Consider the following 22,190-nt stretch of genomic DNA (forward strand, 5'->3'; position numbering starts at 1 on the left):
GAAAGGCGAGATTATGTCAACTTTAGATAGAAATCTCTTGCTAGAGATGTTCCGTAAGATGGAAGAAATCCGTCGAATGGACTTAAAAATTGCACAATTAGTAAAAAAAGGAAAAGTTCCTGGTATGACTCACTTTTCTGTTGGAGAGGAAGCCGCTAACGTCGGAGCTATGCTAGCTCTCAATCCAGATGATCTGATTACCTCAAACCACCGTGGTCATGGACAAGCTATTGCCAAAGGAATCGACCTCAATGGTATGATGGCAGAAATCCTTGGTAAATACACTGGGACCTGTAAAGGAAAAGGTGGTTCTATGCATATTGCCGACCTTGATGCGGGTAACCTTGGTGCCAATGGTATCGTAGGTGGTGGTATGGGAATCGCTGTTGGTGCAGCCCTCAGTCAGCAAATGAAAAAGACAGGCAAGATTGTTGTCTGCTTCTTTGGTGACGGTGCTACCAACGAAGGTGTTTTCCACGAAGCTGTTAACATGGCTTCCATCTGGAATCTGCCAGTAATTTTCTACTGTATTAATAACGGTTATGGAATCTCTGCGGATATCAAGAAAATGACCAATGTAGAGCATATCCATCACCGTAGTGCGGCATACGGAATTCCTGGAATGTTTATCGAAGATGGAAACAATGTCATTGATGTTTATGAAGGATTTAAGAAAGCTGTAGACCATGTTCGTGGTGGCAATGGCCCAGTCTTGATTGAAAGTGTCACTTATCGCTGGCTCGGTCACTCATCATCTGACCCTGGTAAATATCGTACACGTGAAGAAGTAGAATTGTGGAAACAAAAAGACCCAATTGAAAACCTCCGCAATTACCTCATTGAAAATACTATTGCAAGTGCAGAAGAATTGGAAGAAATCCAAGCGCAAGTCAAGGAAGCAGTAGAAGCTTCTGTTAAATTTGCGGAAGAAAGTCCATTCCCACCACTAGAATCCGCATTTGAAGATATTTACGCAGACTAAGGAGAAAGAGATAAAATGGAAACAAAAACAATGTCGTTCCGTGACACCATTATCCTTGCTATGTCTGAGGAAATGCGTCGCGATGAAAATGTATTCTTGATGGGAGAAGACGTCGGTGTCTTCGGAGGAGACTTCGGAACTTCTGTCGGAATGCTTGAAGAATTTGGTCCAGAACGTATTCGTGACTGTCCGATTTCTGAAGCGGCCATCTCTGGAGCAGCAGCAGGAGCAGCCATGACAGGACTTCGCCCAATCGTTGATATGACCTTTATGGACTTCTCGGTCATTGCCATGGACAATATCGTTAACCAAGCCGCTAAAACACGTTATATGTTTGGTGGGAAAGGTCAGGTTCCAATGACAGTTCGATGTGCAGCTGGTAACGGAGTTGGTTCTGCGGCTCAGCACTCGCAATCCCTTGAGTCTTGGTTTACTCACATTCCTGGACTTAAGGTTGTAGCGCCTGGTACGCCTGCTGACATGAAAGGACTTCTCAAGTCTTCTATCCGTGATAATAACCCTGTTATCATCCTTGAGTACAAGTCAGAATTTAACCAAAAAGGGGAAGTGCCAGTTGATCCAGACTACACAATCCCACTTGGGGTTGGGGAAATCAAACGCCAAGGTACGGATGTAACAGTTGTTACTTACGGTAAAATGCTTCGTCGTGTGGTTCAAGCTGCTGAAGAATTAGCTGAAGAAGGAATTTCAGTTGAAATTGTGGACCCACGTACCCTTGTTCCACTTGATAAGGATATCATCATTAACTCAGTTAAGAAGACTGGTAAGGTCGTACTGGTCAACGATGCCCATAAAACAAGTGGCTATATCGGAGAGATTTCAGCTATTATTTCAGAATCAGAAGCATTTGACTATCTAGATGCACCAATCCGTCGTTGTGCAGGAGAAGATGTGCCAATGCCTTACGCACAAAACCTAGAAAATGCTATGATTCCAACCGTTGAAAGCATCAAAGATGCCATCCGTAAGACTTATAACAAAGAATAATTTTGCATAAATTAAATTATGTAAGATTTTAGAGGTTTTTAACTTTAGTAACTTGAGATATATTTTGTATCCAAGTTGTTTGTAAAGTTGCGACAGGAACGAATCGAATTGTTATTATTCGATGAGTGACTTAGTAAATCTACTAGGTTGACCGCCTGATAGCGGCAACCGTAGTAACTTGAGACATGTTTCGTGTCCAAGTTACTTGTAGAGTTGAACAGGGGCTAAAGTCTGTGTGAAAAAGATAAACTTTTACTAGAAACTAATGTTTCTTCGTCAAGTTTCCTATTTTCGCTTTGACTTTTAACTAACGCCCTTAGTATCATGTAATTGAATTCGGACGGAGGTCTGCGAAAAAAAGATAGATTTCCTTGTGTTCATCGAACACATCGTCAATCTCCTATTTTTTCATTGCTCTCTTCGTCCTTAATATCTTATATTCGAACACGGGCTAAAAGCTCGGAAAAAAGATAAATCTCCTTGGCTTCATCGAAGTCTGCATAGATTTCCTATTTTTCAGTCGCTTTTTTACGCCCTTAGTATCATAATTAGAATTGGAGAGGTCATGGCTGATGACAAGCTAAGAGCGACTCCTGCGGCTAGAAAGTTAGCGGATGATCTAGGTATCAACCTCTACGACGCTTCTGGCTCAGGTGCAAACGGTCGTGTCCACAAAGAAGACGTGGAAACTTATAAAGACACAAACGTGGTTCGCATTTCGCCACTTGCAAAACGAATTGCCCTTGAACATAACATTGCTTGGCAGGAAATCCAAGGAACTGGTCATCGTGGTAAGATCATGAAGAAGGACGTTTTGGCCTTCCTTCCTGAAAATATCGAAAACGACACCATCAAGTCACCTGCTCAAATCGAAAAAGTGGAAGAAGTTCCAGACAATATCACTCCTTATGGTGAGATTGAGCGTATTCCAATGACACCAATGCGTAAGGTTATTGCCCAACGTATGGTTGAATCCTACCTAACTGCGCCAACCTTCACACTTAACTATGATGTCGATATGTCTGAAATGCTAGCTCTTCGTAAGAAGGTTCTTGAACCAATCATGGAATCAACTGGTAAGAAAATTACGGTTACTGATCTTCTTTCGCTAGCTGTTGTTAAGACATTGATGAAACACCCTTACATCAACGCTTCATTGACCGAAGATGGTAAGACCATTATCACTCATAACTATGTCAACCTTGCTATGGCAGTCGGTATGGATAATGGCCTAATGACACCTGTTGTTTACAATGCTGAAAAGATGAGCTTGTCAGAGTTGGTTGTAGCCTTTAAGGAGGTGATTGGTCGTACCTTGGATGGTAAATTAGCTCCAAGTGAGTTGCAAAACTCAACCTTCACAATTAGTAACTTGGGAATGTTTGGCGTTCAATCTTTTGGTCCGATCATCAACCAACCAAACTCAGCTATCCTCGGGGTTAGCTCAACAGTTGAGAAACCTGTAGTTGTCAATGGTGAGATTGTCATTCGCCCTATCATGAGCCTAGGATTAACTATTGACCACCGTGTTGTAGATGGTATGGCTGGTGCTAAGTTTATGAAAGATTTGAAAGCCTTGATTGAGAATCCAATCTCAATGTTGGTTTAAGTAGCTATTGTTATTTTAGAGTTTTAGATAAAGGAAGTAAGACATGGCCTTAGAAGTAATTATGCCAAAAGCCGGCGTGGATATGACAGAAGGACAAATCGTCCAATGGAATAAGAAAGTCGGGGAATTTGTAAAAGAAGGAGAAATCCTTTTGGAAATCATGACTGACAAAGTCAGCATGGAATTAGAAGCCGAAGAAGATGGATACTTGATTGCCATCCTCAAAGGAGATGGTGAAACTGTTCCAGTAACTGAAGTTATCGGTTATCTTGGCGAAGAAGGTGAAAACATCCCAACCGCTGGAGCGGCAGCGCCAGAATCAAAACCTGCACCTGCAGCTAGTGCCTCAAACGACGATGGTAAGAGTGATGATGCCTTTGATATCGTTGTGATTGGTGGAGGTCCTGCTGGTTACGTTGCGGCAATTAAAGCAGCCCAACTCGGTGGTAAGGTTGCTCTTGTTGAGAAATCTGAACTTGGTGGAACGTGCTTGAACCGTGGATGTATCCCAACTAAGACCTACCTTCACAACGCTGAAATCATTGAAAACATCGGACATGCAGCAAACCGTGGTATCGTCATCGAAAATCCAAACTTCACTGTAGATATGGACAAACTCCTTGAAACCAAGTCTAAGGTTGTCAATACTTTGGTTGGTGGAGTTGCAGGTCTTCTTCGTAGCTATGGAGTTACTGTTCATAAGGGAATTGGAACCATCACTAAAGACAAGAATGTCTTGGTTAATGGTTCGGAGTTGCTTGAAACCAAGAAAATCATCCTTGCTGGTGGTTCAAAAGTCAGCAAGATCAATGTTCCTGGTATGGAATCATCACTCGTGATGACAAGTGATGACATTCTTGAAATGAACGAAGTTCCAGAAAGCCTTGTTATCATCGGTGGTGGTGTTGTCGGTATCGAACTTGGTCAGGCCTTCATGACATTTGGTTCAAAAGTGACTGTTATCGAAATGATGGACCGTATCGTTCCAGCCATGGATGCTGAAGTTTCTAAGAACCTTCGTTTGATTCTTGAGCGTAAAGGAATGACCATCTTAACTGGTACAAAACTGCAAGAAATCATCGAGGAAAATGGTCAACTTCGTATCAAGGTTGAAGGAAAAGACGATATTATTGCAAGCAAAGCTCTTCTTTCAATCGGTCGTGTTCCAGATCTTGAAGGTATGGGCGAAGTTGAGTTTGAATTGGATCGTGGACGTATCAAGGTCAACGAATACATGGAAACTTCTATTCCAGGTATATATGCACCAGGTGATATCAATGGTACCAAGATGTTAGCCCACGCAGCCTTCCGTATGGGTGAAGTAGCAGCTGAAAATGCGCTTAAAGGAAATCACGTTGTAGCGAAACTTAACTTGACTCCTGCAGCCATTTACACTCTTCCTGAAGTAGCAGCAGTAGGTTTAACAGAAGAGCAAGCTCGTGAGAAATACGATGTCGCTATCGGTAAATTCAACTTTGCGGCTAACGGACGTGCCATTGCTTCTGATGCAGCTCAAGGTTTCGTTAAAGTCATTGCGGATAAGAAATACGGAGAAATCCTTGGCGTCCATATCATCGGTCCTGCAGCTGCAGAATTGATCAACGAAGCGTCAAGCATTATTGAAATGGAAATTACTGTTGAAGAAATGCTTAAGACCATCCACGGGCACCCAACATACTCTGAAGTGATGTACGAAGCATTTGCGGATGTTTTAGGAATGGCTATCCATTCACCTAAGAAAAATAAATAAGATTTTCAACTAAATTTTCTTAAAGTAGTACGGACGGCAGCGACCTCTATTAGAGTTCCATGCCTAAAAATTGAGCCTCTTGTCTCAATTTTTCCGAGAAATGTAACGATAACACGTTACATTTCTTTTTACCACTTTAGAAAATTGGATTGCTATGAACAGAATTTAAAAACTAAATTTTTGGAAACACCATGAAATATATTATCAATCATTCAAACGAAACTGCCTTTAATATCGCCTTGGAAGAATATTCCTTTAAACACCTTTTGGATGAGGATCAAATCTTCCTACTTTGGATTAACAAGCCATCTATCATTGTTGGACGTCACCAGAACACTATCGAAGAAATCAACCGTGATTATGTTCGTGAAAATGGCATTGAGGTGGTCCGACGTATCAGTGGTGGTGGAGCTGTTTATCACGACCTAAACAACCTCAACTACACCATCATTTCAAAAGAAGATGAAAACAAAGCCTTTGACTTCAAGAGCTTCTCAACTCCAGTCATCAATACCTTGGCTCAACTTGGTGTTAAAGCTGAGTTCACAGGCCGTAATGACCTTGAGATTGATGGCAAAAAATTCTGTGGCAATGCCCAAGCCTATATCAATGGTCGTATCATGCACCACGGTTGCTTGCTCTTTGACGTTGATTTGTCAGTCCTAGCAAATGCTCTCAAGGTTTCAAAGGACAAATTTGAGTCAAAAGGTGTGAAATCCGTCCGTGCTCGTGTAACCAATATTATCAATGAATTACCAGAAAAGATCACTGTTGAAGAATTCCGTGATTTGCTATTGGAATACATGAAAAAAGAGTACCCAGAGATGACTGAATACACTTTTTCTGAGCAAGAATTGGCCGAAATCAATCGCATCAAGGATACCAAGTTTGGAACTTGGGACTGGAACTACGGTAAATCACCTGAATTTAACGTCCGTCGTGGAACAAAATTTACCAGCGGTAAGGTTGAAGTTTTTGCCAACGTCATTGAATCAAAAATCCAAGATATCAAGATCTATGGTGACTTCTTTGGTATTGAAGACGTTGCAGCTGTAGAAGATGTCCTTCGTGGAGTGAAATACGAACGCGAAGATGTCCTCAAGGCACTAGAAACTATTGACATTACACGCTACTTCGCTGGCATTAGCCGCGAAGAAATCGCTGAAGCAGTAGTGGGGTAAGGGAAAAGAATCCATTTATGATGGATTCTTTTATTAGGGTTAAACTTAATAATCATGCTGATTAGATTATAATAGTGATGAAAAATGAAAAGGAGTTATTCGTTATGTTAGAAATTCCAGTAGAAAAACTTAATCTATTTGAACAGTTAGACCGCAATGTTGTTGCTTTTTATAGAAATACGGAAATTTCTCAAACTGAAAGTTTAAATATAACCATCACACAAGAACATTATGATAAGAAATACAGAGAGCTTCAGCCTTTAGGATACCAAGCTGTTCAAATACCTTTAGGAATGGCCTTAGATAATATAATCCAGCAAGCCCATTTCCAAAATCTTATAATTGGCGGTCTTCTTCCCGATGAAATCAAAGTAAAGAAAGAGGACTTAATGCCTTTGAAAGACATTGTTGATAGTTTTTGTATTCTGTATGCTGCAGCAAATAACCGACTGGAAAATAGTAAGGCTTATGAATTTATGAAAAATAAGACAGTGTTCTTTATTGGTAAACTGTTAACTGACAGTCTTAAAAAAGGTGACGAAATTTCTTATATGGGAATCGAAAGAGAATCAGCTGATGGAACTTCTTATGAAGCAGTAAAATGTTTTCTAACTAAAGAGAGTGCTGAGCAGTACAATGATTCAAAAAAACCTGTAAGCCCAGCAAATCTAGCCTATCTACAAGCCTTTTGGGGTAAACCAGTAATTATAGAGCCCCATCGTAACTACTGGATTGAGTTTAAATAAATAAAAAACGAAAGATAAAAGGAATTGATCTTTCGTTTTTTAGCGATAGTTGATTTACATAATTTATAATATGTAACACTTATAAACTATCTAAAGCATTCTTTTGTTCATCATTGACGATATGGGTATAGAGGTCAGTGACTTGTGTACTGGCATGTCCTAGCTGATGACTGACCAAAACTTGCGATTTAGTCGCATCATAGAGTCTAGTTGCTAGGGTATGGCGCAGTTTGTGGGGAGTTACACGAACTTTGAAGTCCTCAGAGTACTTAGCAACCATTTTTTCAACGCTGGAAGCGTCAATACGATTGGGAACACCTCGATAGAGAGTCAGAAAGAGTGCTGTATCCGTCTTTTCAGTCTTATATCGTTGATTTCGAATGGCTAGATAATTCTCTAGATAAGGCTTAGCAAAGGCAGCGACATTAACCGAGTCACGTTTGCCACCTTTACGTGTGACATCAATAACCATCATTTTGAGATTGAGATCTCTTAGATCTAGATTAACAGCTTCAGATAAGCGGACACCTGAGGCCAAGAGAAGGGCAATAATGGCTAAATCACGTTCCTTATTTTTATTAAATGATGAAAGAGCCCGATTTGAGAGTTGTTGTGGGTACTCTTGGTCGATATAAGTTAGAAAACCTTCTGTTTCATCACCTAGAAAGAGTTTTTGCTTGATGTTTTCAGCTCTGGCAGCAAGGGTTTCTTTCTTTTTCTTGGTTGAAACTTTCTTCATTACATTACGATAGAAATAGGGTTCTCCTTGCTCGTTTTCAACTTCCTCGGTTAGATACTTATAAAGACTAGAAAGTGCCGATAAGGTTCGATTGATAGTTGTCTGAGAGACACCTTGCTTGGTTGTATTAGCATTCAGCAAAGGTCGTTCTCGTAGATATAGGATAAAGGATTCCATGTCTTTTTTTGTCATATGTTCTAAGATAGATAAGGGAATATCGGCCATTGTATCAACGTTTGAAATACCAGACTCCAAAACCCAGCTGAAAAATCGATCGTATTCCTTGAGATATTCGTACAAGGTTGTAAAACTGTAGGGCACAGCAAGCTTAGATTGGTAGTATTCCAGAACATACCAGGGCATGATTTGTTTTAGTTTGTCGATTCGTTCCAGTAAAATCTCACGTTTCATATATTTTCTCCATAAATAAGTCTAACTAGTAGTATAGCATAGACTTATTTATTTTTCAAGAAAATTATAGTTTTTCGGAAAGATGTAATAAGTGTTTACTGATTTTAGAAAAAAACAAAGACCTGGTTCTGCAATCATAAGAAACAGGTCTTTGTGTGTATGTAATCCGGCAAAATGATAATAACTTATGCTTGTTTGTCAATTTCTCTATAGTATTTCAATTGCCATTTTTGTGTTGCTAGAGCTGTTTTATTTAAATTTGTGCACCAAGGAGGATAAAATCTCATAGACATTTTTCCTTTGCAATTTGTTGCTGAGAGAATTTTTTTATGAATAGCCACCTCTTTTGGAATAATAAATAGTCCCACCTTATCTTTATCGATGACAACGATAATCAGCTCAGTCCCAAGATCTTCATTGGTATAAGGAATGTTCTTGTTATCTTGGTCTTTTTTCCAGAAAACGGTAAAATATCCTTCTTTTTTCGGTGTTTTTTGCCAAGTGGCATCTTTTATATTCTTGCTCTTCCTTTATCTTGATAAGAGTACCTTCGTATTTTTCATTGTATTTTTCTTAAATGAAATCAAAATCGCCATAAAAATTATATAGAACATCGAGTATTTTCATTATGATGTATGTCCTCCTTAGCAAATAACTTTTCCTAAGAATAATACTGTTTCCAACAAAATTAGCTACTGACTATACTCATCTTTTTTATGTATTACCATATAGCAGGATATCAAAATGACGAAAATTTTAATCAGGTAGGTTTCGTATAGATCAGTATCTATGGTTAGCTGAGACAAGACGTTAATGATCGAATGTGTCATAACGCAAATCCAAAGATTCTTTGTTTTGATATAAAGAGCTGAGAGTATGAAAGAATTTGTCAGCAATCCAAATAAAAACGGTAGAGTTTGCAGTGTCGTTAGGGAACCATCGATGTAAAAGAACAACAGATGCCAAAGCGCCCAGCTGAAAAAAGTTGAGATTGTTGAGTGAAAATACGGTAGCTTCTCTTGTAAAATTGGTTGAAAGACATATCGCCATCCAATCTCTTCTATACCACCAAACACAATAAATTTGAAGAACATCAAAAATGGGAGATACCAGCTAAATTCTATTATTTTCCCACCAAACATTAGAAAAGAAAAATCAAGGATAATTAGGAAAAAAGATAATAAATAATGTTTATAACTAGTATGGATGTTAAAAAAATCTTTTACGATCTTCTTAAAATGAATATGAAAATAGTGATTTGCAACAATTATTCCCCAAAGAGCTGAAGAAATCCCACCTAGAAAGATTCCTAAAATAGTTAATAGATTGGAATGAACAGAAAAATGATTCAATAGAAAGAAAAGAAGACAAACTGATACTAACTGGCTAAATGTGCCTAGCAAATATACCGCAATTGCCTTATTTCTTTTCATAGAGAATCCTTTCAAATTTATTTTACGCAAAATAAATTATGTAAACGAAGCTTACAACAACAAATCTTTGACTTTCCCAATTTCACTTTTTGGAATCACCAGGTGAATCATATCACCCAGATACATTCTAGTTGAGCCGTTAACTGTTTGGCTTTTGCCATTATGGACTTGGGTGGTGATGAGTACGTTATGTGGCAAGTTGAGCTCGTGAACCTGTTTTCCTGCTATTTTATCAGAAACAGGGATTTCAATTAGGGTAACTTCTCCTTCATCTGTTGCTTCTTCTGGTAGCATTTTTTCTAGCATGGCTTCATAGACTGGAGTACCCTTGAGCAAATCCATGACGATGTAGGCAACTAAGGTCACTAAGCCAAGCGGCATGAGGTTGCGAATATCCCCGACCATCTCGGTTACGAGTATCATAGCAGTTAAGGGAGCCTTAGATATTGCCCCAAAGTAGCCACTCATTCCCAGAATGACAAATATAGGAAATTGTTCCTGACTGACAAATCCAAGGTTGACACAAATAACACCGACTAGGGCACCTAGTAAGGAACCAAGCGCCAAAATGGGTAGGAAAATTCCTCCTGGGAGGCCGCTTCCATAACTAATCATGCTCCAAATAAAGCGGATCAAAAAGTAAGATAATAGAAGCTGAAAACTAAAATCTTGCTCAGTCAAAGAAAGAACGACCTGATTTCCACCACCAAGAATTTGAGGTAAGAAAATTCCGACTGGTATGATGAGGATAAAGGCTAGGATTGGATAATAAGCTCTATCCAAATGGATTTTTTGACCAAGCCATTCATAAATTTGACCAACATTGAGTACAGCTTTCTCATAGAGAAAACCAGAAAGCCCGAGAAAAACTCCCATAACCAGGTAAATCCAATACTGGTCTAGGGTCATGAGAGGAATATTGTCTGGCATATCTAGTACAGGTGTTAGGCCAAATATGAGTAGTGAGACAAAGTTTGCTACGAGACTAGCTGCTAGTGTTGAGACCCAGAAAAAGCGGGAAAAATGGTGGTATACTTCTTCTACGACAAAGAGTAACCCAGCAATCGGAGCATTAAAGGCAGCAGCTAAGCCAGCTGCAGCACCACTGGCAATCAGGGAGCGTTCCTCTACTGGGCTAGATTTGAGCCACTTGGCAATACCTTTACCACCAACAGCTCCAAGTTGAATACTCGGCCCTTCACGCCCTAGCATAAGACCACTGGCAATAGCAAGAATCCCTAATACATATTTCTTCCAGAGGACACTCCACCAGTTGAGGGTCATGAGTCCCTTCAGCTCGGCTTCGACTTGAGGAATTCCTGAACCCTTGATGTCTTTTTCCGACCGAGTTAGTCTCGCACTAAGCCAACAAACTATTAAATAAAATAGACCAATGATAAAAAGATTGCGCACTATGTGCGCTTGATCTTGATAGAGTCCTTGTATCAGGTGGAAGCCCTTTTCGATTAAGAAACGAAAGGATCCGACGATTACCCCGACGACGAGACCAACAATGATTCCTCGTCCAACTTGGGATAATATGGTGCTTGAGGCAAAGGCAAATTCTTTCTTGGAACTAAGTGTTTTTGACTGTTCCTCCATAATCATTTCCTCCAATTTAACTTTCTTTATTTGCTGTAACCAGTGATTTTATCGGTTCAAAACTGGTTCGATGAATGGGAGTAACACCTAGTTTATCGAGACTTTCTAAGTGATTTGCCGTTCCATATCCAGCATTGGCAGCGAAATCATATCCAGGATATTGATCATCATAGTCCTTCATCAATTCATCCCGTGTCACCTTGGCCACTATAGATGCAGCTGCAATAGAGAGAGAGTTGGCATCTCCTTTGATGATGGAGGTTTGTGAAATTGGCAACTCCAGTTTCATGGCATCTATCAAGAGGTGCTCAGGTTGCGGACTGAGCTGGGAGATTGCTTCCTTCATGGCAAGCTTGGTCGCTTCATAGATATTGACTTGGTCAATGACTTGATTATCTATGATTCCGACACCGATTGCTAATGCTTGTTCTTGAACGGTTTGAAAGATTTCCAAATGTTTCTTTTTGGGGATCTTTTTGCTATCGTTGAGGCCTCTAATCTTACAATTTTTTGGCAAGATAACGGCTGCAGCAACCACAGGTCCAGCCAGCGGACCACGACCGACCTCGTCAACACCTGCTATTAGGGTCAATCCTTGTTTGTAAAGTTCCTTTTCATAGGAAAGCATGGATTCCAACCGAAGATCCTCATCCAGTTCAGCCTGAATGGCTTTTTTACGCTTGATGATTTCCTTTTGAACTCCAGAACGGATATCTTTTTCGAATTCTAGAAAAAGAGGATTGTCTAATTCTTTAACAGTGGCAAGAAGTTCTTTGATTTCTTTAATCGTCGTCATCGATGTCGTCCAATGTATCTAAGGTGTAGTTGCCGAGTTTTCCATCACGGACTTCCTTGACGAAGAGGCTATAAAAGCGGTCGTAGTCGTCTCGGAAACCAAGGGCACGGGTCATATCCATGATGATAACAGGTGCTTCTTCTTCAACTTTCATTTGTTTGAAGCGTTCAGCTAGCTTATCTGGATAATGTTTTTTGAAATAATTGAGACCAAAAATGGTCACTTCATCCATAGGAAGCAACTGGTCTTTAATTGCTCCAGTCAAGGCCAGTTTGAGTGCGACAGCATCATCCTCAAACTTAGGCCAGAGAATCCCTGGTGTGTCTAGGATTTCAAGGTCTTTATTGGTTTTAAGCCATTGTTGACCCTTGGTAACACCTGGTTTATTGCCAACCACTGCAATCTTTTTCCCAGCCAAACGGTTCATCAGGGTTGATTTGCCGGCATTTGGAATTCCGATAATCATGGTACGCAAAGTTTCAATTTTGATACCGCGTTCTTTCTGGCGTGCAATCTTATCAGCCATGAGCTTTTTGGCTGCATCAGTCACGACCTTTATAGTTACTTGCTCTTTGGAATTGATAGCCAGTGTTTGAATTCCCTGTGATTCAAAGTACTGACGCCATTCTTTTGTCATTACTGGATCAGCCAGATCTGCCTTGTTCAAAATCAAAAGTTTGGGTTTATCACCCACAATCTTGTTTAACATAGGATTTTGACTAGATAAAGGTAGACGCGCATCCACCAAAATCGTCACAAAATCAACAAATTTTAGATTCTCCTGAACTTGTCGCCGAGCCTTAGACATGTGGCCCGGAAACCATTGAATAGTAGCCATAAATTTCCCTTTCCGACTAAAAAAACGTAATAAAACGTTTTCTTTCTCACTATCTATTCTATCATAAATTAGGTGTTTTTGCACAGGCTTTGACTAAAATAAAATCACACTATAGTACATAACTAAATTTATGTAATTAAATGTTTACTTGACTTAATGTGTTGTTTGGTATATACTTTGTATATACGGTTTCGTGGAGGTAGAGCGATGAATACAGTAAAGACTCGGAAGGTGGGAAATTCTCTCACAGTGACCATTCCTAAAAATTTGGGTATGACGGAAGGTCAAGAAATGGTTGTCTATAAAGGAATTGATGGGGTTATTGTCTTGGCTCCAAAACTAAAAGATCCTTTTGACGGGATTACTGATTTGAGAATGACAAATGATTTTGAAGGGGTGAGGTCACTTGATAGCGAAATCTGAGTATATTCCTGAAAAGCAAGATATCATTTGGCTTGACTTTGATCCATCAGTTGGCCGTGAAATTCAAAAACGGCGCCCTGCCTTGGTTGTTTCTAGGAGAGAATATGCCTTGCAAACTGGTTTTGTGGCTGTCTGTCCTATCACTCATGGCCAACAACGGTTGGCAGAAAAAGGCTTGCTCGTTCCTGTTTCGTCGGATAAGGTAGATGGCGCTGTCAATCCATTTCAATTGTATACCTTTGATTTTCGGATGCGCAATGCTCAAAAAATAACAAGTATGGATACGCAGTGTTTTCAGAAAGTAGTCCAACTTTACCAGTACATCTTCGGAGATACATAAATCCTACCATGCATAGACAAGGTAGGATTTTTTCTATATGAGTAACCTATCTAAAAACGGGTGAAGGCAGTTTGACAAAATCCCTCTAATCCAGCTTTCTTGTGCTGATGATAGATGTTCTGTCTGAAGACATTCTTTTAGAAAATCTCGAACTTGTTCTGGTGCAATTTCAAACTCAAAGGCTTTCATCTTGTAGAAAAAGTCGATGAGATGCCCAGATAAGTAATCATCTGAAAAGGGTACTTCACCACTTTTTCGATATTCTAATAGAAGCCGAGAAAATCTGGCTTTTTCATCAGGCAAACCACTAAAATAAGAATTAAGAAGCCAAGTCTGCTTTTGCTTTCGTTCAATAGGATCTTGGTTCGCGATTCGCTGATCCTTTTCCAGCTCCTTTTGGTTTTGTTTAGCCTTGACAGCCCGTTCTTCTCTATTCTTACCAAAGAGGATTTTTTCCCACTTTCGTTCTTCTTGGGTCAAAGTTTCTGTAAAGCCAAAGTAATCTTGATAAGCGCGTTCTGCAGGTCCCATGGCAAGAATGAGATTGTCAGCGTATTGCTTGGCGATTTTATCTCTCTTTTTACGTTCTTTCTCTGCTTGAATCCGTAAATGCTGCTCGTAATCTATTTTTTCCTTACCTAGTTTGACAAGGTAGAGTTGATCATCATCAGACTTACCAAGTAAAAAAGGTTTGATACACTTTTCCAGCACTTCTTCCATACGAGCCTTTTTCTTTGGCTCTGCCTTGGTCCAACTTCCGCCTTGAAAGACTTCTAGGAAAAGTTGGTAATCTTTCTCAGGTGCGAATTGATTGCCACGATTGGCTTTGAAAACACCTTTTTCCCAAAACCATTTTAGAAGTCGTTCGTCAAAATCGCTTTTATTGACCTTGATATTTTCCTTTTTCTGAGCTTTTCTGATTAGGTTTTCAACTTTCCTGAGTAGTTTTTCTTCCTCTTCCAGTTGCTGGTCTAAAGTCAGTCGATGAAAATGACGAACACAATCGCTACCAATCGGAAAGAGGCGTTGACCTGTAACACCGTTAAAGAGTTCGTAGGCATATTTAATGGCATTCCCACAGACGCAATTACTACGACCAATGCCATTAAAAATCAAGGAAACTTCATTCCATTCCTTGGCAGCTTTTTCCCAGGTATCAGCTTTTGAAGCCTGTAAAACCGCATCGTGTAGGGATTTTCTAACTGGAAGTGGCATGAGGTCTCCTTTCTAATACTCAATGAAAATCAAAGAGCAAACTAGGAAGCTAGCTGCAGGTTGGTCAAAGCACTGCTTTGAGGTTGTAGATGAAACTGACGAAGTCAGTAACCTTACATACGGCAAGGTGAAGCTGACGTGGTTTGAATTTGATTTTCGAAGAGTATAAATTATACTTTTACAACTTGAACCTCATCTTTGCCGAGTAAGATTAAGTATTTTTCAATATTTTTAATCGAATAGGCACGAGATAAAGCCTCTCCGTATAAGGCTAACTGACCACGATAGCGTTCAATAAGCTGATTTGCTTCATCATAACGGTCAGTCTTATAGTCAAAAAGGACAATACGATCCTCGAAAAGCAGATATCCGTCCAAGATTCCACGAACAACAAAGTCTTCCTGACTCTTTTGGTCGCATTTGAGCATGGAGAAAGGTTGCTCGCGGTAGAGATGGTCGGTATTAGCGAGAATCTCCTGACCAAGTGATGTGTCAAAGAAAGCAAGAATTTTAGAAAGATTAATCTTTTCCCTAACAGCTGGACCAGTTTGAACTTGTTGCAGAGTTTCTTCCAGAGTGGCAAGTGTTGGTTGCTGACTAAGGTCAATTCTCTGCATAAGTTCATGAGTGGCACTACCAATCTCAGCTCCAGTTACTTTTTCTTTAGTTGAAAAATCTGGTAAATCAAAGCTGATTTGCTTTTCCGGTGATTGAGTTTGACCAGCAATTTGTACCCCTTCCATATCCATAACGGGTTCGTAGAATTTCTTGATTTGGCTTGGGGTTTGAACACTTGGTAGTTCAATGGCTGCGCGGTGAAGAGTATTATAAACTTCCACCTCTTTCAGCATTTCAAGGGCTTCTTTAATCGTTTCAGACTGGCGGTTATCTGATTGAGAGCTATCTTGTAGAGGACTCTTGTTTTCCAATTCACCGATAGCTTCCCTGGTCAACTGGTCTTCACCAACAAAACGATAGCTAAAGGTGAGATTGTCCTTGGCAAATACTTTGCTAATAGCCCAGATCCAATCTTGAAAATTCTTGGCTTGCAGTCTGGTATTGCTATCTAGTTTTCCGTTTTCAGCTGGTGGATATTCCTTGGCTTCCAGCTTTTCACGAGAACCCTTACCGACAAGATAGAGCTTTTTCTCAGCCCGTGTCATGGCAACATACAGCAAACGCATCTGCTCTGAATAGCTAGCCAGTTGCAGTTCTTCTTCATTCTGCGTATAAGTAAGGCTGGGGATGGAAAGTTTAATGGTTTTAGGATAGTGAGATTCTACTGTTCCTGTTTCCACCTTGGCAATGTATTTGACACCAAGCCCATTTTGACGACTGAGAATAACGTCTGACATCGAGTCTTGCTTGTTGAAGTCCTGATCCATATTGAGAATAAAAACGTAAGGAAACTCCAGCCCTTTACTCTTGTGAATAGTCATGAGCTCTACTGCGTCTTTAGGCGGTGCGACGGCTACGCTTGCGAGATCGTGCTGGGCTTCTAGGACTTGGTCAATCATACGTATAAAACGAGACAAGCCTTTGAAATTACTCTTTTCAAACTGGTCAGCTCGCAGAGCTAGGGCATAAAGATTGGCCTGTCTGGCTGGCCCATTGGACAAAGCCCCAACATAGTCATAATAAAAACGGTCATTATAAATCTTCCAAATCAAGTCATAGAGAGAGTGGGTTTTGGCATACAAGCGCCAAGAATCCAAGATATCCATGAATTGATCTAGTTTTTCAGCTAGATCCTTGTAAATTAACTCTTTCTGACTTGTTGCGAGTTTTTGAGCATTGACCAGTTTCTCATAGAGATTTTCTTGGACCTTATCTTCTATTTTCTGAAGGGACAAGCGTGCCAACTCGTCCTCATCAAAACTAAACATAGGAGACTTCATCAGTGCAACCAAGGCATAGTCTTGCAGGGGATTGTGGATGACACGAAGAGTATCCAGCATGACTTGTACTTCTAGGGATTGGAGATAATTATTTTGCTCACCGTCGGTTTTAACTGGAATTCCGTACTCAGATAAGGCAAGTAGAATCTGATCATTTCGACTGCGACTGGAAGTCAAAAGGGCAATTTCTTTGAAGGCAACACCTTTTTCCTGATGGAGCTTCAAGATTTCCTTGATAACTAGGCGCATTTCTCCTGTGAGTTTCGTGTCTGCATCACTTTCTTCTTCCTCTTGCCCACTATCGTTCTTGTCGTAGAGGAGAAATTCTGCCTTGTTGTCTGGATTGGGAGTCAGTTTGGTATTGGCAAAAACAAGCTGGTGCATGCTGTCATAGTTGATTTCGCCGACCTCTTGGTCCATAAGGCGTGCAAAAACATCATTGGTTGCTGACAGCACCTCTGAACTACTACGGAAATTTTCCTTGAGCAAAATCAGTTTTCCTTCTTGAGGATTTTGCGCATAGCGTTGAAATTTTTCATTGAAAATCTGCGGGTCTGCCTGACGGAACCGGTAGATGGACTGCTTGATATCTCCCACCATAAAGTGATTGTGACCATTCGACAGCAATTCCAGCATCCGTTCTTGAATGTGGTTGGTATCCTGATACTCATCGACCATGACTTCGTGGAATCGTTCCTGATAAGCCTCGCGGACTTGTGGGAAATTCTCTAAAATTTCAATGGTGAAATGACTGATATCAGTGAATTCAAAGGCATTTTCTTGGCGTTTACGTTCACGATAAACCTCCACAAAATCACTCATAAAGGTTTGGAAGGTTTTAGCTAGCTCCCAGGTATCTTCATGATAATGTTCTTGGTAGTCGAGAATCGTTATCTGGTCCGCTAGTTGTCCTAGTTTAGCACACTGGGCCTTTCTCTCCTCGTTATAGGTATCTGCCAGTGGTTTCAAATCGGCCTTACGACTGGAGTTAGCCAGAGCCCGACCATTTTTCTCCTTAGAGATGGCGACAACACGAGAAAGCACTGCTTGATAAGCCTGACTATCGGACTCTTGATTTAAGGAGCCAATTTCATCCAGAACCAACTGCACATTTTCTAAATAGGCAGCTTTGGGAAACTCCTTGGCATCGTTATCCAGATGATAACGGAAGAAACTTTCCAAGTCCCAAAGCGCCTGCTTGATTTGCTCAGTTAGTTTCTCTTTCTCATTTGTAAAGTCAGCTTTTTCAAACCCTTTGAGAAAAGACTCGTTCAACCATTTTTGGGGACTGCTAGTGGATTGGAGAAAATCATAGATTTTGTAGACTTGCTGGCGTAGACCTCGTTCATCCTTGCCACGCCCAGCAAAGTTCTTCACCAAACTACTAAATTTCTCTTTATTCTCACCTTGGTAATGGTCTTCAAAAACCTGATGAAAAACTTCGTTTTTTAAGATTAACTGTTCACTTTCATTTTGTAGAATACGGAAATTAGGTGAGATATCAATCAGATAACCATGTTTGCCAAGGAATTTTTGTGTGAAAGAGTCCATGGTTCCTATAGCAGCGTTTGGCAGATCTGCCAACTGGCGTCCCAAGTGCTGTTTGAGCTCGACATCGTTGGTTTTTTGGATTTGTTGGTTGATTTTTTTCTCCAAGCGTTCTTTTAGTTCTGTAGCAGCCTTGACAGTAAAGGTCGAGATAAAGAGTTGGCTGATTTCCACACCACGCGCTAACTGATCCAGAATACGCTCTGCCATAACAAATGTTTTCCCAGAACCAGCAGACGCTGAAACAAGGATATTTTGCCCTGCCGTATAAATAGCTTCGATTTGCTCGGCTGTTTTCTTCTGTTCCTTGCTCGAACTCGCTTCTGCTTCTTGCAGTTTTTGAATTTCTTCCTCAGTTAAAAAGGAAATGGGCTTCATCGATTCAACTCCTCTCTCATTTTTTCAAACCAAGCTTGCTTGAGTTTTTCTCCGACCAGTCGTTTGCCATCCGCTAGGTCTAACTTTTCTAGGAAACGTGCTTGACCCAAATGGTAATTGGCTTCAAATCCTGTAATTGCCTGATGTTGCTGGACGTATGGGGCAATACTTCTTCCGTTCTCTGTGTATGGATTGATAGCGAACTGGCCTTGTAAAATCTTCTCAGCTGCCTTCTTGTAAAGATGGGCATTATAGTCTAGTAAGAGCTGGAACTCCTCATCTGTCAGCTGATTGACCTTGTTTTTATTGTAAAATTCCCCTAAATGACTACTTTCTTTTTCTAAGAAAAGACCCTGATATTTCATAGACTTGCTGGCTTCCACTACTGCTCCTGCCAAATTCTTAACGGTCAACAGAGATTGGACAGGCTCTGCCATTTCCAAGTACATAGCACCGAAAAAGTTCTGCTCCCCTTTACTTTTTAGGGCAGCAAGATAGGTTGGCAACTGGGAATTAAGCCCATTGAAGAAATGAGGAAACTGGAACTGAGTCAGACTAGACTTGTAGTCCACCACTCCTAGCGCACCATCTGCTTTCAGGCGATCAATACGGTCAACCTTGCCTCGAACATGAACACTGCGACCATTATCCAATTGAATAAATGCCTGATCCTTGCCACCAAATGTTGCTTCCTCTTGGATGGTTTCAATGGCTGGGTTATGACGAAGGATGTGGCCCGTAGTTCGCGCAACATCAAGTAGAACTTCCTTGGTAAACTGGGCTTCCAAACTTTCCTGATAAATAGCCTCAAATTCGCGTTCTTGGCTGGTTTCCTTAATAGCTTGCTCCAGACGTTGATCAAACGGATTTTCAGCAGGCAGTTTCAAGGCACGTTCAAAAATACGGTGTAAGAAATTTCCGTGACTGCGAGCATCTGGACGAAGGCGCAATTCTTCCTGCAAACCTAAGACATAACGGAGGAAATAACTGTATTGGTTACGGTAAAACTCCGTTAAACCAGACGTAGACAGGTAAAACTCCTTGTCAGCTGGATAGAGAGCCTGCAAGGTTTCCCTAGCTAAAGGCTTGCTGCTTGGACTAGTTGGGATAGCTGGATTTGTAAGACCTTTTTGATCAAGTTTTTTCCCCATGACACGCGCTAGAACCTTGACAAAGGTCAAATCTTGCTCATTTTCACTAGAATTCGCTTGCTGATGATAAGCAACCAGACTAGACAAGAGACTGTGATAAGAACCCATATCATCCTTAGACAGACTTTTTTGATGAATCTTCTTCTCTATCCGGCTAAATCCAAAACTAACCAGTTCATGAAGATAGGCAGATTCCTTGCTCTCATTTTCATTGAGAAGACTTGGTGCTGACAACACCAACTGTTTACGGGCAGCATTAACTAAGGAAAGCATGGTATAGCGATTTTTCTTGAGGTTTTCACTGCTTGCAATCAGTAATTGCGCTCCCTCTTCAGTAGCTTGGTTTAGACTTTGTCTTTCTTCGTCTGTCAAAAGGCTAGTATTTTGCGCGATTTTTGGTAAATGATCCTGAGTGAGTCCAATGGCATAGACAAAGTTAGCAGTCAGTGGTGCAATCAAATCGTAACTCTGCACCAGAACAGTGTCCACTGTCGCTGGAATAGTGCGATACTGAGATAAACTCATCCCTGAGTGGAGCAAGGCTAGGAAGTCCTCCAGACTAACTTGTGAACCATCAAAAACTGTCGCAAATTGTTCTAAAACATGACAAAAGGCTTTCCAAACTTCAGCTTGTCTTTCCTGTTCTAGAGCTTCCATAGTAGCTGTCAAGTCTTGCATCTGCTTGCTTAAGGCAGCATTTTTTAGAAAAGTATTCCACTTTTGCAAGAGATTTTCAGCCTTTTGTTTTCGACTGGTAAATAAGGTTTCAAGTGGCGCTAAAACTCGCAGACGAATGGCGTTCAAACGCTCCAAATCAAACTTTCCATGGTGGGATTTAGTGAAGGTTTGCTGAAAAGCTGGCAAGCCATTGATGCCAAGATAGCGAAGATATTGCTCAAAAGCATCGATATCCGCTTGGCTAAGGTCAGTATACAAGCCTGTTCTGAGAAGATTAATCAAATCCTCCTGACGGAAACGGTAGCGTTTTAAACGCAAAATAGACTCCACATACTGGGTCAAGGGATGATGGGCCATGGATTCGCTTTTACCAAGATAGAATGGAATCTGGTACTGGTCAAAAATAGTCTTTAAGGACAACTGATAAGAAGCCACATCTCCTAACAGAATTCGGAAATGTTTGTAACTCAGTTCTGGATTGTCATGTAATTTCTGACGAATGCTACGGGCTACCAGCTCCAACTCCTCTTTTTGCGTCAAGCAAGACCAAATTTGCAGGTTTTCACGGTCCTTCTCATCGATATCCAAAGCGAGTTCTGAGAAGTCATAAGAAGACTCCAGCAAACGAGAGGCCTTGTCAAAGCTATCCATCTTCTCATGAGTCTGAGAACGATTCTGAGCAGGTGTTTGATATTTTGCCCCCAAATGATGAAGAAATTCCACACTGGCTTGGTAGAGATTCCCTTCAGTGAAAGGACTGGTATAAGCCTTTTTACTTGCATAAGCACCAAGGACAATATCGGCACCTTTGCGATGGAGCAGATCCACCACATGCTCCTCCTCGGCAGAAAAACGGGTAAAACCGTCAATGACCAAGGCAAGCTGACTGAAATCACTACTTACCTTGTCATTCTCAATAGCCTCAACCAAATGGGTCAACTGACTTCCCTGAGCCAACTGATTTTGATTGAGATAAGCAGTTACTTTCTCAAAAATCAAGAGTAAATCTGCTCTCTTATCCTCATCGGTCAAACTTTCCAAGTCCAAAAAGCTCATCTGAGCAGTCGTCATCTCGTGATAAAGTTCAATCAACTGCTGGATAAATTGAGGGTCTTGTTTAATAGCTCCATAAACACGTAACTCTTTGGGGTCCAGTTCCGCAAGGCATTTATAAAAGGCCATTCCAAGGCCGATGTCATCAAGACTGGTCTTTGTAGGCAAGTCATTTAAAATCAGGTAACGAGCCATTTGAGCAAAGCGCGTGACGGTAATCGCAAAAGAAGCCTGCTGGGACAAGCATTCCAGCACGGCACGTTCCTTTTCAAATGAAAGAGAGTTGGGGGCAATGTAGAAAACCCGCTTGCCAGTAGCCACTAGCTCTTCTGCCTCTCTAGTAAGAATTTCTGTCAAAGAAGACCTAATATCAGTATACAGTAATTTCATCTTAGCCTCATTTGGTTTATC

16 protein-coding genes and 1 pseudogene are annotated in these 22,190 nt (G+C 40.7%); 8 read left to right on the forward strand and 9 right to left on the reverse strand.

Translation table 11 applies throughout. The annotated features are described in order from the left end of the window. The first annotated feature begins 13 nt into the window (after positions 1 to 13). The 6 genes from BLS46_RS02140 (at position 14) to BLS46_RS02165 (ending at position 7,276) form a co-directional block, all read left to right on the forward strand. Complete coding sequence (locus BLS46_RS02140; RefSeq protein ID WP_093585354.1) at positions 14 to 982, forward strand: thiamine pyrophosphate-dependent dehydrogenase E1 component subunit alpha; 969 nt, start codon at positions 14 to 16, stop codon at positions 980 to 982. Between the two features lie 15 nt (positions 983 to 997). After that, the gene (locus tag BLS46_RS02145; RefSeq protein ID WP_000448706.1) at positions 998 to 1,990 is read left to right on the forward strand and encodes an alpha-ketoacid dehydrogenase subunit beta; all 993 of its coding nucleotides are present in this window, start codon (positions 998 to 1,000) and stop codon (positions 1,988 to 1,990) included. 565 nt (positions 1,991 to 2,555) lie between these two features. Further along, positions 2,556 to 3,599 (forward strand): dihydrolipoamide acetyltransferase, encoded by a 1,044-nt coding sequence (locus BLS46_RS02150; protein ID WP_093585357.1) that lies wholly within the window; start codon positions 2,556 to 2,558, stop codon positions 3,597 to 3,599. Positions 3,600 to 3,642: 43 nt separating this feature from the next. Further along, the gene (gene lpdA, locus BLS46_RS02155) at positions 3,643 to 5,349 is read left to right on the forward strand and encodes a dihydrolipoyl dehydrogenase (protein WP_093585360.1); all 1,707 of its coding nucleotides are present in this window, start codon (positions 3,643 to 3,645) and stop codon (positions 5,347 to 5,349) included. A gap of 191 nt (positions 5,350 to 5,540) precedes the next feature. Further along, the gene (locus tag BLS46_RS02160; RefSeq protein WP_093585363.1) at positions 5,541 to 6,530 is read left to right on the forward strand and encodes a lipoate--protein ligase; all 990 of its coding nucleotides are present in this window, start codon (positions 5,541 to 5,543) and stop codon (positions 6,528 to 6,530) included. A gap of 104 nt (positions 6,531 to 6,634) precedes the next feature. Then, positions 6,635 to 7,276 carry a hypothetical protein gene (locus BLS46_RS02165; RefSeq protein ID WP_093585365.1) on the forward strand — a complete coding sequence of 214 codons (642 nt, stop codon included), beginning with the start codon at positions 6,635 to 6,637 and terminating at the stop codon, positions 7,274 to 7,276. 79 nt (positions 7,277 to 7,355) lie between these two features. Here the strand turns inward: BLS46_RS02165 and xerS are convergent, their stop codons facing one another. The 6 genes and pseudogenes from xerS to ylqF form a co-directional block, all read right to left on the reverse strand. After that, positions 7,356 to 8,426 carry a tyrosine recombinase XerS gene (gene xerS, locus BLS46_RS02170; protein WP_093585367.1) on the reverse strand — a complete coding sequence of 357 codons (1,071 nt, stop codon included), beginning with the start codon at positions 8,424 to 8,426 and terminating at the stop codon, positions 7,356 to 7,358. 185 nt (positions 8,427 to 8,611) lie between these two features. Beyond that, a pseudogene (locus tag BLS46_RS02175) lies at positions 8,612 to 9,053 on the reverse strand (MepB family protein). Between the two features lie 65 nt (positions 9,054 to 9,118). After that, positions 9,119 to 9,859: a CPBP family intramembrane glutamic endopeptidase gene (locus tag BLS46_RS02180; protein ID WP_093585369.1), complete on the reverse strand. Its 741-nt coding sequence runs from the start codon at positions 9,857 to 9,859 to the stop codon at positions 9,119 to 9,121. 51 nt (positions 9,860 to 9,910) lie between these two features. Continuing rightward, complete coding sequence (locus BLS46_RS02185; protein ID WP_093585371.1) at positions 9,911 to 11,461, reverse strand: ClC family H(+)/Cl(-) exchange transporter; 1,551 nt, start codon at positions 11,459 to 11,461, stop codon at positions 9,911 to 9,913. 16 nt (positions 11,462 to 11,477) lie between these two features. Then, the gene (locus BLS46_RS02190) at positions 11,478 to 12,257 is read right to left on the reverse strand and encodes a ribonuclease HII (RefSeq protein WP_093585373.1); all 780 of its coding nucleotides are present in this window, start codon (positions 12,255 to 12,257) and stop codon (positions 11,478 to 11,480) included. Beyond that, positions 12,244 to 13,095 carry a ribosome biogenesis GTPase YlqF gene (gene ylqF, locus BLS46_RS02195; RefSeq protein WP_093585375.1) on the reverse strand — a complete coding sequence of 284 codons (852 nt, stop codon included), beginning with the start codon at positions 13,093 to 13,095 and terminating at the stop codon, positions 12,244 to 12,246. Before ylqF ends, BLS46_RS02190 begins: the two co-directional genes overlap by 14 nt. A 207-nt stretch (positions 13,096 to 13,302) precedes the next feature. On the opposite strand from ylqF, the gene mazE reads away from it, so the two are divergent. After that, a complete protein-coding gene (mazE, locus tag BLS46_RS02200) occupies positions 13,303 to 13,518 on the forward strand; it encodes a type II toxin-antitoxin system PemI/MazE family antitoxin (RefSeq protein WP_001098942.1) in 216 nt (71 codons plus the stop codon). After that, positions 13,502 to 13,858 carry a type II toxin-antitoxin system PemK/MazF family toxin gene (locus tag BLS46_RS02205; RefSeq protein WP_093585377.1) on the forward strand — a complete coding sequence of 119 codons (357 nt, stop codon included), beginning with the start codon at positions 13,502 to 13,504 and terminating at the stop codon, positions 13,856 to 13,858. Before mazE ends, BLS46_RS02205 begins: the two co-directional genes overlap by 17 nt. 33 nt (positions 13,859 to 13,891) lie before the next feature. Here BLS46_RS02205 and BLS46_RS02210 read toward each other — a convergent pair whose 3' ends face one another. From BLS46_RS02210 to rexB, 3 genes are all read right to left on the reverse strand, one after another. Then, positions 13,892 to 15,073, reverse strand: coding sequence for a hypothetical protein (locus BLS46_RS02210; protein WP_093585379.1), 1,182 nt, complete (start codon positions 15,071 to 15,073; stop codon positions 13,892 to 13,894). Positions 15,074 to 15,243: 170 nt separating this feature from the next. Beyond that, positions 15,244 to 18,897, reverse strand: coding sequence for a helicase-exonuclease AddAB subunit AddA (gene addA, locus BLS46_RS02220; RefSeq protein ID WP_093585382.1), 3,654 nt, complete (start codon positions 18,895 to 18,897; stop codon positions 15,244 to 15,246). Then, a complete protein-coding gene (rexB, locus tag BLS46_RS02225; protein WP_093585384.1) occupies positions 18,894 to 22,169 on the reverse strand; it encodes an ATP-dependent nuclease subunit B in 3,276 nt (1,091 codons plus the stop codon). The genes addA and rexB overlap by 4 nt, the downstream gene beginning before the upstream one ends. Positions 22,170 to 22,190 lie beyond the last annotated feature (21 nt).

It is taken from the genome of Streptococcus sp. NLAE-zl-C503, assembly GCF_900104285.1.
Lineage (GTDB): Bacteria > Bacillota > Bacilli > Lactobacillales > Streptococcaceae > Streptococcus.

Coding starts and splice junctions, on each gene's coding strand:
- BLS46_RS02140 (WP_093585354.1), top strand. CDS start 14: ATGTCAACTTTAGATAGAAATCTCTTGCTAGAGATGTTCCGTAAGATG.
- BLS46_RS02145 (WP_000448706.1), top strand. CDS start 998: ATGGAAACAAAAACAATGTCGTTCCGTGACACCATTATCCTTGCTATG.
- BLS46_RS02150 (WP_093585357.1), top strand. CDS start 2,556: ATGGCTGATGACAAGCTAAGAGCGACTCCTGCGGCTAGAAAGTTAGCG.
- lpdA (WP_093585360.1), top strand. CDS start 3,643: ATGGCCTTAGAAGTAATTATGCCAAAAGCCGGCGTGGATATGACAGAA.
- BLS46_RS02160 (WP_093585363.1), top strand. CDS start 5,541: ATGAAATATATTATCAATCATTCAAACGAAACTGCCTTTAATATCGCC.
- BLS46_RS02165 (WP_093585365.1), top strand. CDS start 6,635: ATGTTAGAAATTCCAGTAGAAAAACTTAATCTATTTGAACAGTTAGAC.
- xerS (WP_093585367.1), bottom strand. CDS start 8,426: ATGAAACGTGAGATTTTACTGGAACGAATCGACAAACTAAAACAAATC.
- BLS46_RS02180 (WP_093585369.1), bottom strand. CDS start 9,859: ATGAAAAGAAATAAGGCAATTGCGGTATATTTGCTAGGCACATTTAGC.
- BLS46_RS02185 (WP_093585371.1), bottom strand. CDS start 11,461: ATGGAGGAACAGTCAAAAACACTTAGTTCCAAGAAAGAATTTGCCTTT.
- BLS46_RS02190 (WP_093585373.1), bottom strand. CDS start 12,257: ATGACGACGATTAAAGAAATCAAAGAACTTCTTGCCACTGTTAAAGAA.
- ylqF (WP_093585375.1), bottom strand. CDS start 13,095: ATGGCTACTATTCAATGGTTTCCGGGCCACATGTCTAAGGCTCGGCGA.
- mazE (WP_001098942.1), top strand. CDS start 13,303: ATGAATACAGTAAAGACTCGGAAGGTGGGAAATTCTCTCACAGTGACC.
- BLS46_RS02210 (WP_093585379.1), bottom strand. CDS start 15,073: ATGCCACTTCCAGTTAGAAAATCCCTACACGATGCGGTTTTACAGGCT.
- addA (WP_093585382.1), bottom strand. CDS start 18,897: ATGAAGCCCATTTCCTTTTTAACTGAGGAAGAAATTCAAAAACTGCAA.
- rexB (WP_093585384.1), bottom strand. CDS start 22,169: ATGAAATTACTGTATACTGATATTAGGTCTTCTTTGACAGAAATTCTT.